Below are 16,868 nucleotides of genomic sequence, written 5' to 3' on the forward strand. Positions count from 1 at the left end.
CTAATGTCTTATTAAAAGCAGATTTACCTTTAAGTACCTTTTTGCAAAGGTTTTAACTAAATGTTCTCTGATTGGTCAATTTATCAGCTAAATTAAGCAGTTAGGTTGAGTTCAGGGCTAAGAATAATAATAAGATTATGTCGGAGCCAAATAAATGAAAAAAATGCTACTCTCACTCGCGGTTTCTGCAGCCTTAGCAGGTTGTGGCGGCGGTGAAACCCTTGAAGATGTAAAACAAGAAAGCACAGCTGTAAAACCCAGCGCCTCGATTAAGTTCGACCCATCAAATGGGGTGATTTCTGTGCCTAATGATCTGCTGTTTAACGGCACGAAGGATGGCACGATCAATATCCCTGGTGAGCTGAATGATGACGGTTCGGTCAAAGTTCAGCGTGCACATTATGCCGACCCTTCATTGGCAATAGGCGCACTGGATGGTTGGTCCACCCAAATGCCGTTTGCTATCGATTTGACAGTACCTGCCGGTGTTGAAATTGATGCCGCCAGCGTATCAACGCCCGGCGCGGTGAGAATTTTTGAAGTGGTTATGGGTGCCAGCCTGACAGATCAGGACTGTGCAACAGTGCCGGCCGGGATCGCCTGTAAAGGGGTTGCCGAGCTGACCAACGGCCTGCAGGGTGATTTTATCGCTAAGTTGGGCGCGGACGGGAAAAGCATCAATGTGATCACGATGAAACCGCTTAAGTCGTCGACTACCTACATCACAGTACTAACAACGGGCCTGAAAGACAGCTCGGGCAGTGTTGCACCGTCTTCAACCTATACTTTGCTTAAGCAAGACGCGCCTTTGGTGACGCCTGCGCAAAAGGGCCTGCAAGCGGTTGTGAAAAGTTATGAGAACGCGGTGACCTCGCTCGGTACTGTGACCAGTGAAGAAATCATTTTCTCTGCGGCGATGACAACGCATTCAACCTTTGAGGTGATGGGCGCGGTTAAACAGCTACTGGCAGCGTCTTTAACGACAGATCAAAAACCGGTATTGAGTGTTGGCCAACAGCCAGCTGATGGTTTGACGGTTGCTGACTTGCCGGGTATCCCTTTATCTGACGAAATTCGTCCTTTGTTCCGCTCAGTAAGATACTTGCAAGGCAACATTGTTTTGCCTCGTTATCTTGGGGAGCCGCAAGCGAAAGAAGACGCGGCACTGGCAGATACCTACTGGCAGGCACAGTGTGATAACGCGGCAGCGGTTGCCGGTTATATTCAGGCAACTGGTGGCACACCTGAGCTCAAAGAAGGTAACGATACCCTGTGTAATGCGCTCTCTGGCGGCCGTTTAAGAGACTTAGGCCTGGATCAGCACAAGTTTGTTAGTAAATATAATCCAATTCCAAAAGCCCTGGGCGCAAATAACATCCCGGTGCAGATCACTATGCCAGCAGATGAGACAAACCGCCCTGAAACGGGTTGGCCAGTCGTAATTATGCAACACGGTATTACCAGTAAAAAAGAAGACATGTTAGGTCTTACACTGGCACTAACCCAGAAAGGTTTTGCGACCGTTGCAATTGACCACCCGCTGCATGGTGAACGCGGTATTGATGTAGATGGTGACGGTGAAGACGACTTCAATGCGTCGACTAAGAGTGTGCTGCACTATATGAACCTGCAATCACTGTTGGTTGCCCGTGATAACCTGCGTCAGTCAACGGCCGACTTACTCGGTCTGCGTTTGGGTCTGAACTTTATTAACCAGGCAACCGCGGTTCCATTACTGTTCAATACTCAGGATGTCAGCTTCATTGGGCACTCACTGGGCTCAGTTGTTGGACCTGGCTTTATCGCTTTGGCCAACACGCCGCTGGATGTGCAGGTTGATGCCTTGTTTAACGTGAAAGCGGGTGCGCTATCAAGCGGCGGTTCAGGCATTGCTAACTTCCTGGTGGAGTCGGCTTCGTTCGGCCCTGTAGTGAAAAGCGCTGTACTGTCTGCTGCAACAGATCTGGCGGTATCAAAACAGTTTAATGCTTACCTTGCAGAAGGGGCGATTGCAGACTGTGGTCAGTACGCAGCGGATGCCGGCGCGTTTGCAAACTGCGCTTACTCAACCTTTACAGCTCAGTTAGCTGCCAACGGTGACACAGTTGCACTGGGTGCAATTGATGCAACAGTCACGCAGTTCGCTTATGCCGCGCAAAGCGTACTTGGCAGCGCCGACCCAATTAACTACGCTGGCACTGTTAACGCGCTGGGTACACCTATGTATATGGGCGTGGTTGTAGGCGGTGAGAACGGCAACAAAGAAGATCAGGTTATTCCACCTTCAACTCTAAGCAATCCGCTATCAGGCAGCTTGCCAATGGCTGCTATGATGGGACTGACGGCGGTTTCAGAGTCTCCAGAGGTCGATGGTACAGCAGGCAGCTATTTGGTTAAGTTCAGTCAGGGCCACCACAGCTCACTGTTGACGCCTGGCTTTGACGAGCGCTCTGGTGGCACAGCTGAAGGCCATGCAGCAGCGACAATGGAAATTCAGGCTCAGGTAGCCGCTTTCCTTCAGGAGCAAGGTAGAGCACTGCCAATCACTAATGATGCTGTTATTGCAAAATAATCGCATTTGAGAGATTATGAAAAAGCCGCTGTTTTAGCGGCTTTTTTTTACTTAAATTTCAGGAGTAGAAAGTTGGCATTTTTATATGAGTACGGATTATTTTTGGCCAAAGCGGTGACTCTGGTCGCAGCACTTGGTGCAGTCATAGCCATGATTGTTGCAGCAAGTCACAAGCCGAGTTCTCAGTCCGGAGAAATCGAGCTGACCGATATATCTAAACGTCTGGACGAGGCAAAAGCGCAATTCCTGGCGCAAACGCTGGACAAAAAAGCGCTCAAAGCGCATCAAAAGCAGCAGAAAAAGGCGCAATCAGACCAGGCTGATGAAGATAAAAAGCGCGTGTTTGTTGTTGAGTTTAGCGGCAGCATGGATGCTCATGAAGTGGAAAACCTCAGAGAAGAAGTAACGGCTATCTTAACAATCGCTGATGCCAAGCAGGATCAGGTTGTGGTTAACCTGGAAAGTGGTGGCGGGGTTGTGCATGGTTACGGCCTGGCCGCCTCTCAATTGCAACGTATCAAAGATGCCGGGCTGCCACTGACAGTGTGCGTAGATAAAGTCGCAGCCAGCGGGGGTTATATGATGGCCTGTGTGGCAGACAAAATCATCGCGGCGCCGTTTGCGATAGTTGGCTCTATTGGCGTTATTGCTCAGTTGCCTAACTTCAACAAGTTGCTTAAAAAGAATGACATTGATTATGAGCAAATTACGGCCGGCGAGTACAAGCGCACTCTAACTCTGTTTGGAGAAAATACCGATAAAGGACGCGAAAAGTTTCGTGAAGAAATCGAACATACCCATGGTTTGTTCAAGCGTTTTGTCAGCGACAACCGACCCAATATGGATATAGACAAAGTGGCAACCGGAGAGCACTGGCTGGCAACCCACGCTCATGAGTTTGCACTGGTGGATGAAATTCGCACCAGCGACGACCTGTTGTTAGATTTAAATCAGGCCCATCAGCTTTATCAGGTGCGCTATAAACTGAAAAAATCCATGGCAGAAAAGCTTGGGATTGGCGTGAGCCTGAGCCTTGAAAAAGGAGCGATGCGTCTGTTCTCCAAGTGGCAAAAATCAAGCTACTAAACCATCCGGGCAGTGCGGTTTATACCAGTTTGCTTAATTAAGTGTTCTATTTTGAGGCGAGAAAATATGTTCGATAACCAGGCAAAAATTTGTGAACTCATACCTTAGGTAAAGGCTCTAAATGAGAAATTTTTAACACAGTTAGCGTCATATTTGCTCCGTCAAATTGAACAAGTATTAAGTGAAATTGGTATTATGTAGTGCCCAGCTCTGGCCTGAGGATAAAGCGCTCTAATGTAACGTTTTCTGCCGCTACTTTGTGCCAGTGCGCACTTTGCAGGCTCAGCTCCACGTAACCAGCAGTGACCAGGTTATCCAACTGATGACTGATCAGATGATTGACCAGTATTGTCATTGCCGGATTATGGCCCACTACAGTAACATCAGAGCACTCATCTGGTAGCAGGTGCAAACAATCCATCAGGTCCGTTGCATCAAAGGTATAAAGTGCCGGGATCACCTCAACAGCCTTACTCACCTGACACTCTGCATGAAGAATATGTGCGGTATCGTGCGCCCGACGTGCCGGGCTGGTAAATATATGTGTTTGTGGAAGCAACCCTAGTTGCGCGGCCAGTGCCTGTGTGCGACGCACACCTTTAGGTTTAAGTGGCCGGTCGATATCGTGCAGCTGAGTGTCTTGCCAGCTTGATTTCGCATGGCGAATAAGTCTGAGAGTTTTATTCATTGTCTACCCGGCTGCGTGTAAGTACCCTGTTATTGTAGCTTAAGGCGTAGCGAACAGCTGGTTTTCGAGCGTGTTGCCGTTAATGAGCTGCTTGTATCGCCAGCCATGATGATGACATAACTCCAGCAAGGCAATATCCAGTGCCTTGTGGCTGACATCATACTCAATGACAAATTCATCGGACTGAGATTGTCTGACGTTTTTAACCCCGCTGAGGTGTGCAATCTGCTCTTTCATGTGCTCAGTTAACTGTTGAACCTGAAGGGTCAGGAAGGCCGTGTCAGACTCGTTTTGCGCATATCTTTGATGGCTGGTGAGCTTGCCTTGCTCCAGATAAAGCACAGTGTCACATAAGCGCTCCAGTTCACTCAAGTCATGGGAGCTGAGCATAAAGGTGATGTCTTTACTCAAATCGGCAATCAATGAACGGATAGCTTTTGCATTAAGGGGATCCAGCCCGGCTGTTGCTTCGTCCAGCAACACGATTTTGGGTTGTCCAATCAGCGCTTGTGCGATGCAGATGCGTTTTCTCATCCCATGCGATAACTCTGACGCTTTGGCATTCAGTTGCTTACTGAGGTCGACTAACTCAAGAACGCGTGCCGTTTCATGCTGCGCCTCACGGCGATTTAATCCTTGTAGCTGGCCGTAAAAGGTCAGTTGTTTACCGACCGAAAAGCGCGGATCCAGTTGCGCATCTTGTGGCAAAGCACTGAGTACACCGAACAGGGCGCTGTCTCCCGGTGTGTGGCCAAAGACTCGAACATTGCCCGAATCTGCTTGTAAAAAACCACACAAGATACTGAATAACGTGGTCTTGCCTGCGCCATTTGGGCCTACAAGAGCAATGGTACTGCCAGCGTTTATAGAGAAACTGACGTCATCCAGTGCACGCTTCTGGGCAAATCGCTTTGTCAGACCGCAGACCTCAATCGCGATGGAAGTAGCAGAGTTCATAGATCTTTCCTCTTGATTAGCCAGTAGGCGACGCTCAAAAGCGCCACTGATTGCAGCACTGGGGTGGCGATGGACAGCAAGTTAATGTCGTACCAGGGCGCTATGCGACTGATGTGCACACCCGGCAGGGCATAATACAACCATTGTGCAGCTTCAACATGGCTGGCCAGATAACCTATCAGCAGATTGCCCACAGTGAACAACAAGGTTGCATAAATAATGCTCAGCCGGGCTGAGCTGGCGAGCAGGTTAAGCAGCGCCATCAGGGCAATAAAGGGCAAGGTGGTCAGAGCCAGTAGCGCAATGATCATGACCAATTTGAGCAACCCGCTAAACAGCAAAGCGGTATCTCGAGTCAGCATTAACAGCCAGGCAGCCAAAACGGAGACTGTTATGAGAGCCAATAGCACGAGTACCTGACCGGTAAAGCGCCCTAATAAGAGTTCTGCGCGGCTGGCACGTAAGGTCAGAAACCGGAGCGTACCTCGCTTTGCATCCTCGACGGTCTGATCAGCACTGACGAACAAGGTGAACAATGGAAACGTGAATAGGGCGATGATCCAGTAGACCGATAACTCGGCCTCAGGCCAGCGCACCAGCTGATAGAGACCAATAGAACCCGCGACTTGAATGGCAATATCAGAGAATTCAGGGCTTCTGAGCACGGAAACTGCGTGATAGATGGGGTAGCGTAATATGATCAGCCACACCATAGTAAAGGCCGCGAGAGCAAGCCAGCCACGTTTTGTGGCAAACAAACGTGTCAGCTCAAACTGACTGAGTAATATGATTCTTTTTAGTGACATAGTGCACTCCTTTTGCGCCTACCTTAACGCAAAAGCCAGAGGATGGAAAAGCGGAGAATTGTTTCAGAGTGTGGCGAATAAGAAAGGAGCCCGGAGGCTCCTTTTAGTTGGTGTTGATTACCAACCGCACTGGCGGTTTTTGTTTTGCTCGTCCAGATAGCTCTGAAGTGGTGCAAAGTAATCCAAAATAGCAGTGGCATCCATTTGCTTACTGCCTGTAACGCTTTCTAATGCTTCTTGCCATGGGCGGCTGCTGCCCATCTCTAGCATGGCATTTAAGCGCTCACCGGCTTCTTTTGAGTTGTACACAGAGCAGCGGTGAATGGCTTCTTTATTACCTGAAATTTCACACAAAGCTTTGTGGAATTCAAACTGTAGAATGTGTGCCAGGAAGTAGCGCGTATAAGGTACATTGCCTGGTACGTGGTATTTTGCACCTGGGTCAAAGTCGTTTTCAGTACGTGCAACAGGTGCCTGAAGGCCCTGATACTTCTCGCGTAATTCCCACCAGGCTTGGTTGTACTCAGCCGGGCTGATTTCGCCGGAGTATACTTTCCAGCGCCATTGGTCAACTAACAGGCCAAAAGGAATGAAGGCAATTTTATCCAGTGCCATTTTCATCAGCAGGCCAATGTCTTTTGACTCGTCAGGCACCTGATCCAGCAGGCCAATCTCTTTAAGGTAACCCGGTGTTACTGACAGCGCTATGGTGTCACCGATTGCTTCGTGGAAACCATCGTTGGCACTTTCCTGGTAATACAGCGGCAGCTTGTTGTAGGCGCGCTGATAGAAGTTGTGACCTAACTCGTGGTGAATAACCGAGAATTCTTCGCCAGTGCGCTGGATACACATCTTGATACGCAGATCGTCTTTGTTATCCAGGTTCCATGCGGATGCATGACACTGTACGTCACGATCCTGCGGCTTAGTGAAGAGTGAGCGAGTCCAGAATGTTTCTGGCAGCGGTTCAAAGCCCATTGAAGTGAAGAACTTCTCGGCGCCTTTCACCATTTTGATTTCGTCGTAGTTATGCTTTTCAAGCAACTCAGTCACGTTATAGCCCGGATCGGCATTTTCAGGTGCAACCAGGTCGTAGATATTGCCCCATTGCTGGGCCCACATGTTACCTAACAGGTGTGCCGGAATTGGCTGGTCCTGAGGTACTTTGTCTTCGCCATACTTTTCGCCAAGCTTGGCACGAACGTGACAGTGCAGTGAGTCATATAAAGGCTTTACCTGGCCCCAGATGCGGTCAAGTTCTTTAGCAAAGTCATCGGCCGGCATGTCGTATTTGCTGCGCCACATCGCGCCGGTGTCACGATATCCCAGCTCCTGTGCGCCTTCATTCGCCAGAGAAACCAGATCTTGATATAAAGGACGCATCTGTGGAGAAACCTGGCGCCAGCCCTGCCATACATCCAGTAATTCTGCATAGTCACGGCTGTTGGCCATTTTGGCTGTCATTTCGCCCAGGCTCATACAGTTGCCGTCTTTACAGTATTTGCCTTTACCGTACATGCCATCCAATTCGGCAGACAGCTTCGCCAGCTCTGCTGTTTTTTCAGCATCTTTTGGTGCCGGTAAGGTCAGGTTGAGTTTAAGCTTGTCTAGCTTACGACGGTTGTCGTAACTGAGCTCCAGCTCGTCAAACTTGGCCGCTTCATTGGCAAGGGCTACCAGTTTTTCGGTGTATTCCTGATTAACGTCTGCGGCTAGAGAGGCGGTGTCTTCTGTGATGAAGTTGGCATAGATCCAGGCTGAGCGCGCACTGCGATAGCTGAGGTCTTGCAGTTCTTTTTCTGCTTTGGTTAGAAATGCTTCCGCGTCTTTTTCAGTCAGGGTTGACGTGCTTGTTGAGTTACATCCACTCAGTGAGAGTGCCCCGGCAACCACGAGGGCGCCCAGGCTGAGTTTGAATTGTAGTGCCATCATTGTTCCAATTATCGTTATTAGAAACTCGATGATACCAGCGTCGACTGGCTGCGACAATTCGCGTCGCATGAGCAGGGCGAAAATATTGAGATAAGTGACATTTGTTCCATACTTAAAACGCCATCAACCGGGAGGTGCCGATATTATGTGGTTACTGATACTGCTCATCATTGCTGTGTGTTTTATTTTTTATGTCAAAGAAGTCAGGCTTAAGTTAGTTTCAAGTCCCACTCTGGCTTATTTTAAACGGGCATTGCCCCAGTTATCGCAGACTGAGCGTGAAGCGATGGAAGCCGGAGATACCTGGTGGGATGCAAGCTTATTTGGCGGTAAACCCGACTGGTCGCAGTGGTTGCAAACGGGCAAGCCTGCACTGAGCGAACGGGAGCTTGATTTTATTGAACATGAACTGGCTGAGCTGATGGCGATGCTGGATGAAAGTCAGATCTGTGCAAACGGCGACTTACCACCTGAGGTATGGCAGTACTTGAAAGAAAAGGGGTTTTTCGCCTTTATTATTCCTGAAAAATTTGGCGGCAGGGCCTTTAGTGCGCAGGCCAACTCGGCCATTGTAGCGCAAATTGCCACACGCAGTTTGTCTGCGGCAGTGACAGTGATGGTGCCAAATAGCCTGGGCCCGGCTGAACTATTACTGCATTTTGGTACTCCCGAGCAGCAACAAACCTGGTTACCTAAATTGGCAGATGGTTCGGCGTTGCCTTGTTTTGCATTGACCTCCCTGGAAGCTGGCTCAGACGCCGGTGGTATTACCGATTTTGCAGTGGTGTGTAAGCAAGAGTTTGACGGGGAAATGACTTTAGGCCTAAAAGTCACCTGGCATAAGCGTTATATTACTCTGGCACCTGTGGCATCCGTGCTGGGGCTTGCCTTTAAAGTGTATGATCCTGATCAGCTAATATCAGAAGCAACTGAATTAGGCATTACCTGTGCACTCATCCCTACCGATCACCCGGGTGTTGAGGTCGGAGCAAGACATGATCCTATGGGACTGGCGTTTATGAATGGCACAACACAAGGACAGGGAGTGTTTATCCCGATGCATTGGGTCATCGGGGAGTTGGACGGGATAGGCAAGGGCTGGCGCATGCTGGTGTCTTGTCTGAGTGCCGGGCGCGGGATCTCGCTTCCGGCGTTAAGTGCCGGGACCGCGCAGTTAAGCGCCAGATCAAGCACGGCATATTGCAGTGTCAGGCGACAGTTTAAACAGCCTTTGTGGCGATTCGAAGGTGTGCAGGCCGCGCTGGGGCGAGTGGCGGGACTAAGTTACAGCATAGAGGCGACGCGGCAAAACACCGCTATGGCCATTGATCTCAATAAGAGTCCGGCGGTAATAACTGCGATTGCTAAATACCACCTGACTGAAATGGCACGGATCGCAATAAATGATGCCATGGACTTACACGGTGGCAAAGCCATCCAGCGTGGTCCGTTGAACTATCTTGCGCTCCACTATCAGGGTATGCCTATCAGCATCACGGTCGAGGGAGCCAATATCCTGACACGCAACCTGATGATCTTTGGTCAGGGCGCAACGCGTTGCCATCCTTATGTGCTAAAAGAAATGGCGGCAGCGCAGGAGCAAGATGCAGACATCGCTTTACAGCAGTTTGACAAAGTATTTGTGCAGCATCTGGCCCACAGTAGTAAAACCTTTCTTAAAGCCACCTTTAACGGACTTACGTGCGGGGTGTTTTCTTCCGCGCCCGTTGCCGGCGAGGTGGCGTATTATTACAGAACCCTCACCTGGTACAGCCAGATATTGGCAGTCTTAAGCGACCTGGCAATGTTGGTACTTGGGGGCAAACTTAAGCTTCAGGAAATGCGCTCAGCTCGCCTTGGTGACATGCTGAGTCAGCTCTATCTGGGATCATGTGTGTTGAAGAAGTTTGAGGATGATGGCCGTCAGCGCAGTGATTTGCCTTTGCTACATTATGCGATGCACTTTCACCTGAATGCATTTGAACAGGCCTACAGCGGGTTTATTGATAATTTTGCTCCCAATGGCTTAAAAACCATAGTAAAGCGTTGGTTTATGCCTTTTGGCCCTGGCATTGGCGGGCCTTCGGATCAACTAATCACTGAGCTTTGCCACAGCCTTTATCACAATAAACTGACACTGGCACGGGTCAGCAACTTATGTGATACCTCAGGTCATGCAGGACTGGAGGCACTAGAGCAAGCTTTTAAATTGTTTCCCAAGTGCGAGCAAGGGTTGCAGAAGTTTGAACGCTGGCAAAAAGCACATCAGGCAAGACTACTGGCACTCAATACCGAAGAGCAATTAGCGCTGGCGGTAGAAGAATGCATTCTGGATGAAGAAGAGCGGGAGTTACTGGTCAGCTGGTTTGAATCTAGCCGTCAGGCGCTGAGTGTTGATGAGCAGGGTTAAAACTAAGGGGGTTTTGTCGGTGAATGGTATTGCTAAAGCCAAATAGGGTGAGCCAGACTTCTCTGGCTCACAAATATAGAGTTACTAGTTGTTCTTTAGTGCATTGAAGCTAAGCGCAAACCTAGCGAGCAAACGGATCGGCGTTAATTTTATCTACGTACCATTCGCCTTTGCGCTTGACCAGCTGAACGCTTCGCATATCGTCGACTTGCTCGCCGTGCAGCATGCCGGTAAAAATTAAGTTGATGCGGGCTTCGTTGCCGTATTGTTCCCGTAAACTCTGATTGGTCATATCCACTTCAATGGTCACTTGATCGTATTGCATGTTTACCAGATTTCTGGCGAATTGAGATGGCGTGCCATAAGAGCGCATGATCCTGCCCATTCTGGGTGTTGAGCGACTAAGCGCCAGCTCCATGTCTTTCTTATTATAAAGCGCATCGAAAAAAACGGTTGCCGCGTATCCTGGGGTATTTCTGTCTCCACTGGTCGCATCGTCGCCACCACAGCCAGATAGCATCAATAGGATTACAGTTGAAAAAGTAAGTAGGAATTTCATATTAGTCGTAAATCAGCTGGTTATAACTTTAGTTTGTCTTCTAAACGGGCTTTTGTAAAGTATAGGCTGGGAAAATATGGGATGTACAATGAGGGAGTAGTATAGGTGGAAAGGCCGGTAGCAAACAGTTGCGGCATCTGCCGCAACTGTTTGAAAGTTAAATTATTCTATATCACATTTTTGAATACCGCGACTAGTTCGGTAGCAAATTTCTCTGATATAGATAAATAGGTCTTGTGGAAATACGTCTTCGATTAACTTGGTTTGTGTGCCACCTTCAAAACATTTTATGTCTTTGTTACTGACCAAGCAGGTGAGTGCCCCGTTTGCCAGCACTTTATGTACGGTTGCATTTGCTGCTAACAAGTCAGTTAGTTCAACGCCTCGAGTACCCCAGCACTGCCAGCTGGCATCGCTCAACTGAGCACATACATTGTTTGCATCGACGGCGTTAAGCTTAGTCGCAAGCAATTGTGCTGGTACGTTTTTCACAGGGTTGTCACCCTTAGCATTACAAACAACAGAACCATAATTGCCCAGTAAGCAGGCATAATCACCTTTAGTTATCACTTGCTTGAGTTCAGCTGGTGCCGTCAAAGAAAGTGGCTGACCATAGCCGCCTTCACGACAAGATTCAAATTGACCATCCGTCACCTTACAAACATAGTCATCACCCCGGAAGGTGTGGCTGCTTTCATATCTGAGTTTGACATCGCTTTGATCGGCCTGGTCAAACTCATCTGTGGCGTGAAACTCAAGTGTCACGTAGCGCTCAAAGTCACCATTATACTTGATAGATGCACTGGTATCCGATACCTGTTTAATGGTTACGTCGTCGCTGGTGCTTTCGGCCTGCCAGTGACTCGGCAAATTTTTCTTGTCATTCAGATGGAAAACTTGGCCAAAGACTTGCGCTTCACTGCCCATTATATAGGTCTCGGTTACGCCAGCGTAGGGGACGACCAGGGCTTGATGAGCTGTTCCCATAATCAAACTTTCGCTCACAACATCACCGGCTTTAGCAGTGATCTTGATTGCAGTGAGACCTTTACGAGAAATTGTTTTCTTGTGTAGGTTCAGCGTTAAATGATGGCCTTCGAGGGTCCATTCAAGACTATCATAAGGCTCATAATCAGTGCTTGAAACTGTCACTTCTTCGATATCAAGGTCACCACGAAATTCCAGCTCTAAAGTGGTGGGGTAATCTGGATAAACTGAAAATTCCCCTGGATCTTTTACCTCCAACAGATCTTTGGCTACTGACTTGCTTACATAGTTGAAATTAACAAAAGCCGATTTCTCAGCACCATTTTTGAGCTTTACTTTGTACTCCACCAATGGAGAAGTCTGGTATGTGTCTTCATCAGGGATAGTGATCACCAGTTTCTCGTTCGACTTCTGAAGTAAATCTTCATTAAAGTCGTGAACCAGCCATGAAGCGCTTTCGACATCTTCGAAATTTGTCAGATTAGACGTCACGGTGACCGTCTGTCCAGGCACCGCATACAGTCTGTCTAAAGAAAGCTCAATGGCATTGAGATCGGTGACGTGCTGTACCACCACGGATGTCTCGGCTGTTGCTTGTATATTGCCTTTCATCGTCACGGTGAGCAGAAGTTTAAAGGTTTGGGTCTGACTGAGCTCAGGGGCTTTAAAGGTATAAAAAGATTTTCCCTGAGTCTGCTGAGCAGGAACTGGTGTACCTTGCCACTGCCAATCATAACTGATGATGTCATCGGTACGGGTAATGGCAGCTAAAATGGTCTGAGTACTTTTTTCATTAATAACAACTTGCTCAGGCAGGATAACACTGAGCGAAGGTTCTGATTCTGGTGCTAAGGTCGCTTTGATGGTTTTAGTGACGATGCCTTCACGGGTGGTAATTTCAAAAATGATATCAAAAAGGTGGGTTTGCGTAACCGCGGGTAAATCAATGTTCAGAGTACTTTGGCCTGCGCGTGAGTCACGACTCGACTCGGTTTGAGTATGGGTCAGCTCAAAGCCCTCCGTACGCCAATCGATTTTTTCAATATCTGACGTCATCGCAAAGGTCGCGGTAATGGCCGCATAACCGCCGCCAGACAGTGTCACTGTGTCTGCGAGCTCAATATGTCCGGCTGAAGATTTGGGCATGACCGTCACCTGCCAGGCTTTGCTTGCCTGGTTGTTTTGGCTGTCTGTTACTGTGTATGTCAACGTGACCTGAGTCTGCTCTTCAACGTCAGGAAAGGAAATGTGATGTGTATCGCCTTCAGCCTCGATGAACTTTACACCGCTCAGGGAGCTGCTCCATTTACCTGTTACAGCATCGTTTTCTGGATCTGTGACCTTAGTTGTCAGAGATAATAGATCTCCTGAGGTTACAAGAGTTTTGCCTTGCAGGTTGACGGTAGGGGCCTTATTGACGGTTTGTTGCGTATCATTGTTTACGGGTGATGCCTTTTCATCGCCAGATGAGGAACCGCCGCAGGCTGCGAGGATCCCAAAAGTAGAAAGTAGTAAATAATTTCGCATTTTCCATTCCTTTTATTGCGTTTTCATTTCGACACTCAGATTACCCCATAAAGGCGCAATTTTGGAAACTTTAATTTGTGAGTTTGTGTTGATACTCTAATCAACAAAATTAAACGATTTAAGATGAGTAAGAGGCCAAAATAAAAGCCCGATGTGGTATCGGGCTTGGTGGGTTGGGTAGTACTATGATTAAAAATTGTTAGCTCTGCTGCAATGTTTCTGAGCTTGTATCAGGCTTTTTAATGCGTTTGATGATGCGCTTTAGATCTTCCAATGCCACATATTGACAAGGGATTAAAATCAGGGTGATCACGGTCGCAAACAACACACCAAAAGCCAGTGAAACGGCCATTGGAATGACAATTTGTGCCTGCAGGCTGGTTTCCAGCAGGATAGGTACCAGGCCGATAAAGGTCGTTAGTGAAGTCAACAAGATTGCTCTGAAACGCTTACAGCCAGCTTCAACAACGGCTTCTTTAATACTCATACCTTGCTCTCGCGCTTTGTTGACAAAATCCACCATCACCAGCGAATCGTTTACAACCACGCCTGCTACTGCGATGATGCCAAAGAACGACAGGCTACTCATGGTCATACCCAGTACCATGTGGCCAAAAACAGCACCAACCACGCCAAATGGAATGACTGACATAATCAGAATCGGTTGAGAGTATGAGCGCAATGGGATTGCCAGCAGCGCAAAAATGATCATCAAAGACAAGGCAAAGTCGCGAATTTGCTCAGCCACACTGTCCATTTCTTCCTGAATACGACCTGCCACACTGCTGCTTACGCCAGGGTAGCTTTGCAGTAAAGAAGGTAAGTATTCATCGCGGATCTCTTCAGCAATCTTAAACGGCTCGGCCTGATCTGTGTCTACAGACGCCCACACATTAATAGTTCGCTTGGCATTTTCGCGACGTATGCGGTTGACTCCTTCGACCAGGTTGATATCGGCGATTTCTCCGAGCGGCACTTCTGCACCACTGGGTGTGATGATCCGAACTGCCTGAATGTCACTGATGGTATTGCGCTGCTCTTGTGGATAGCGGATCATCACTTTGATCTCTTCGCCGCGGCGCAGGATCCGCTGTGCTTCGAGGCCGTAGTAACTAAAGTTGACCTGCGAGGCGACATCGGCCAGAGTCAGGCCCATGCTGTAAGCCAGCGGCTTAAGCTCTAGCTGCACTTCTTCGGTGCTCGACTGCATAGAATCATTAACATCACCCACACCGGCAATGGTACGCAGCTTTTCTTTAAGTTTACCTGCCACCTCTTGCAGTGCTTTTTTATCTTTGCCCTCAAGACGGAAGCTAATATCACCATCATCCCGGCCACCATTCATGATGCTGTCCTGAATATTCAGGGATTTTACGCCGGGCAGGGGCGGCATGTTTTCCCGCCATAGTGCGCTCAGTGCAAAAGTGTCTATCGGACGCTGATGGGGTTCAACCAGAATGGCCATGATCGATGCGGTGGTTCTGCCACGTAAATTAACAGACAAGTCTTTGATCATCTTTGTGCCATATTGTGCTTCAATTTGCTTTTCAACATCCAAAATAACCTGCTCAACTTTTTTAGCTGTAGCCAGTGTTGCAGACTCGGAAGATGACAAATTCATATCTATGGTGATGCGCGGGAAGTCGTGGGGGATTTTCGGGTTTGCCACAAACTTCACCAGGCCACCGGCAAACATACCGCCACTGATGATGATGATAGACAGGAAGCCAACGATTACCGTGTAACGGTAGTGAATACAGCGCTCAATAAAGGGGCGATATAGATTCTCAATAAAGTTCTTCAGCGCACCATCAATCAACGCTCTGGCACGGTGTAGCGGATTTTTAGGGTTATCCGGGCGGTCTTTCATTGCTGCCAGGTGGGCAGGCAGGATCAGTTTAGATTCGACCAAAGAGAATAGCAGGCACAGGATAATGACCCCACCAATGGCTTTGGAGAATGCGGCGGCAGGACCGGTTGCAAACGTTTGAGGTAAAAATGCGGCCACTGTGGTTAATACCCCAAAGGTTGCGGGAATGGCGACACGCTTCACCCCTCGCACTACATTATCCAAACTGTGGCCATGTTTTTCTATCTCCGCGTGAGCGGATTCGCCAACCACAATGGCATCGTCGACCACGATGCCCAGCACCAGAATGAAAGCAAATAAAGAGGCCAGGTTAATCGTAACATCCAGCATGCCCATTGGCATAAACAAGAAGGCGCCAAGGAATGAGACTGGCAGGCCCATCATGACCCAAAACGCCAAACGCACTCGTAAAAACAACGCCAGCATCAGCATCACCAGTACGCCGCCCCAGGCCATGTTTTCTATCATCATGTTCAGGCGACCTTCCAGGTAGTAGGTCAAGTCAATAAAGGGTTCGAGTTCGACGCCCTGAGGCAGCTGAGTGGCTTTCTCAGCTAAGTAAGTTTTCATCACCTGAGCGACTTTAGTGATGTCCTGATCTTTGGACGCGCGCACCTCGAATACCAGTGAGTTACGGCCGTTGTAGCGAGAATACAACAGGCCTTCTTCAAAGCCATCTGTGACAGTCGCAACATCGCCCAGTTTGATCTGTGCGCCGTCGGCCAGGGTCAACAGAGGCAGCTGTTCGAACTCATGGCCTCGGTAGGCTTGATTCTCGACCCGCATGGAAATGTAACCGTTGTCCGAGCGGATCTGCCCGGCCGACATATTGGCAGAGAAATTTTTAACCGCTTCTGAAATATCTCTGAATGTCAGGCCATATTCGCGCAGCCTGTCAGGGCTTATTTCTATACTGATTTCGTAATTCAGGCCGCCGTTAAAGTCCACCAGGTTGACGCCGGGCAGGGCGAGCATCTCGTCGTGTATTTCATTTCCCAGTTGTTTCAGCTGGTGGAAGTTCATGTCGCCGTTGAGTGACAAAATCATCACCTCTTGTTCAAACTTATCGCGACGGACTATTGGGCGCTCCATGCCAGCCGGAAAGGTTGAAATGGAGTCGACCTGCATTTTGACTTCGTCGAGCACTTCCTGTGGGTCATATTTTTCTTCTACTTCAATCCAGGTTTGTGAGAAGCCGCGGTTGGAGTAGGTGATCAGACGTTTGATCCCTTCCAGCCCTTCCATCGACTCTTCCACTTTAATGGTGATCCCTTCTTCGACCTCCTGGGGCGCGGCACCAGGATATACCGCCTGAACACTCAGCCAGTTATTCTCGAACTGCGGAAACATTTGTTTGCGAATGGTAAAGGCGCTAAGCAAACCGCCCACCAGAATAAAAATCATCAGCAGATTGGCCGCAACCGGGTTGCGGGCAAACCAGGCGATTAAGCCTTTTTCACGTGTGCCATCCATA

The 16,868-nt window shown here is 48.7% G+C and carries 10 protein-coding genes; 3 read left to right on the top strand and 7 right to left on the bottom strand.

Annotation, left to right across the window (positions count from 1 at the left end; genetic code table 11):
* The first annotated feature begins 154 nt into the window (after nt 1-154).
* A complete protein-coding gene (locus L1285_RS11920; protein WP_235412500.1) occupies nt 155-2,572 on the top strand; it encodes a VolA/Pla-1 family phospholipase in 2,418 nt (805 codons plus the stop codon).
* A 72-nt stretch (nt 2,573-2,644) separates the two neighbouring features.
* Nucleotides 2,645-3,658, top strand: coding sequence for a protease SohB (sohB, locus tag L1285_RS11925; RefSeq protein WP_235412501.1), 1,014 nt, complete (start codon nt 2,645-2,647; stop codon nt 3,656-3,658).
* A gap of 193 nt (nt 3,659-3,851) precedes the next feature.
* Here sohB and L1285_RS11930 read toward each other — a convergent pair whose 3' ends face one another.
* The 4 genes from L1285_RS11930 to L1285_RS11945 form a co-directional block, all read right to left on the bottom strand.
* A complete protein-coding gene (locus tag L1285_RS11930; RefSeq protein WP_235412502.1) occupies nt 3,852-4,346 on the bottom strand; it encodes a SixA phosphatase family protein in 495 nt (164 codons plus the stop codon).
* A gap of 39 nt (nt 4,347-4,385) precedes the next feature.
* On the bottom strand, nt 4,386-5,303 hold the full coding sequence (locus L1285_RS11935; protein WP_235412503.1) for an ABC transporter ATP-binding protein: 918 nt from the start codon (nt 5,301-5,303) through the stop codon (nt 4,386-4,388).
* Complete coding sequence (locus tag L1285_RS11940) at nt 5,300-6,109, bottom strand: ABC transporter permease subunit (RefSeq protein WP_235412504.1); 810 nt, start codon at nt 6,107-6,109, stop codon at nt 5,300-5,302. The genes L1285_RS11935 and L1285_RS11940 overlap by 4 nt, the downstream gene beginning before the upstream one ends.
* Before the next feature lie 117 nt (nt 6,110-6,226).
* The gene (locus tag L1285_RS11945) at nt 6,227-8,038 is read right to left on the bottom strand and encodes a M2 family metallopeptidase (protein WP_235412505.1); all 1,812 of its coding nucleotides are present in this window, start codon (nt 8,036-8,038) and stop codon (nt 6,227-6,229) included.
* Between the two features lie 148 nt (nt 8,039-8,186).
* Between L1285_RS11945 and L1285_RS11950 the strand changes: the two genes are divergently transcribed.
* Nucleotides 8,187-10,451, top strand: a complete 2,265-nt coding sequence (locus L1285_RS11950) for an acyl-CoA dehydrogenase (protein ID WP_235412506.1) — start codon at nt 8,187-8,189, stop codon at nt 10,449-10,451.
* 121 nt (nt 10,452-10,572) lie between these two features.
* On the opposite strand, the gene L1285_RS11955 is transcribed toward L1285_RS11950, so the two are convergent.
* From L1285_RS11955 to L1285_RS11965, 3 genes are all read right to left on the bottom strand, one after another.
* Nucleotides 10,573-11,010: a hypothetical protein gene (locus L1285_RS11955; protein WP_046003258.1), complete on the bottom strand. Its 438-nt coding sequence runs from the start codon at nt 11,008-11,010 to the stop codon at nt 10,573-10,575.
* Between the two features lie 162 nt (nt 11,011-11,172).
* Entirely contained in the window at nt 11,173-13,524 is a 2,352-nt protein-coding gene (locus L1285_RS11960) for a hypothetical protein (RefSeq protein ID WP_235412507.1), read from the bottom strand.
* Between the two features lie 199 nt (nt 13,525-13,723).
* Complete coding sequence (locus tag L1285_RS11965; protein WP_235412508.1) at nt 13,724-16,867, bottom strand: efflux RND transporter permease subunit; 3,144 nt, start codon at nt 16,865-16,867, stop codon at nt 13,724-13,726.
* Nucleotide 16,868 lies beyond the last annotated feature (1 nt).

This window comes from Pseudoalteromonas sp. DL2-H2.2 (genome assembly GCF_021532535.1).
Lineage (GTDB): Bacteria > Pseudomonadota > Gammaproteobacteria > Enterobacterales > Alteromonadaceae > Pseudoalteromonas > Pseudoalteromonas rubra_A.

Bases quoted from the DNA above. Each gene is read 5' to 3' on its own strand.
- L1285_RS11950 (WP_235412506.1), top strand. From the start codon at position 8,187: ATGTGGTTACTGATACTGCTCATCATTGCTGTGTGTTTTATTTTTTAT.
- L1285_RS11920 (WP_235412500.1), top strand. From the start codon at position 155: ATGAAAAAAATGCTACTCTCACTCGCGGTTTCTGCAGCCTTAGCAGGT.
- L1285_RS11940 (WP_235412504.1), bottom strand. From the start codon at position 6,109: ATGTCACTAAAAAGAATCATATTACTCAGTCAGTTTGAGCTGACACGT.
- L1285_RS11960 (WP_235412507.1), bottom strand. From the start codon at position 13,524: ATGCGAAATTATTTACTACTTTCTACTTTTGGGATCCTCGCAGCCTGC.
- L1285_RS11930 (WP_235412502.1), bottom strand. From the start codon at position 4,346: ATGAATAAAACTCTCAGACTTATTCGCCATGCGAAATCAAGCTGGCAA.
- L1285_RS11945 (WP_235412505.1), bottom strand. From the start codon at position 8,038: ATGGCACTACAATTCAAACTCAGCCTGGGCGCCCTCGTGGTTGCCGGG.
- L1285_RS11955 (WP_046003258.1), bottom strand. From the start codon at position 11,010: ATGAAATTCCTACTTACTTTTTCAACTGTAATCCTATTGATGCTATCT.
- L1285_RS11935 (WP_235412503.1), bottom strand. From the start codon at position 5,303: ATGAACTCTGCTACTTCCATCGCGATTGAGGTCTGCGGTCTGACAAAG.
- L1285_RS11965 (WP_235412508.1), bottom strand. From the start codon at position 16,867: ATGGATGGCACACGTGAAAAAGGCTTAATCGCCTGGTTTGCCCGCAAC.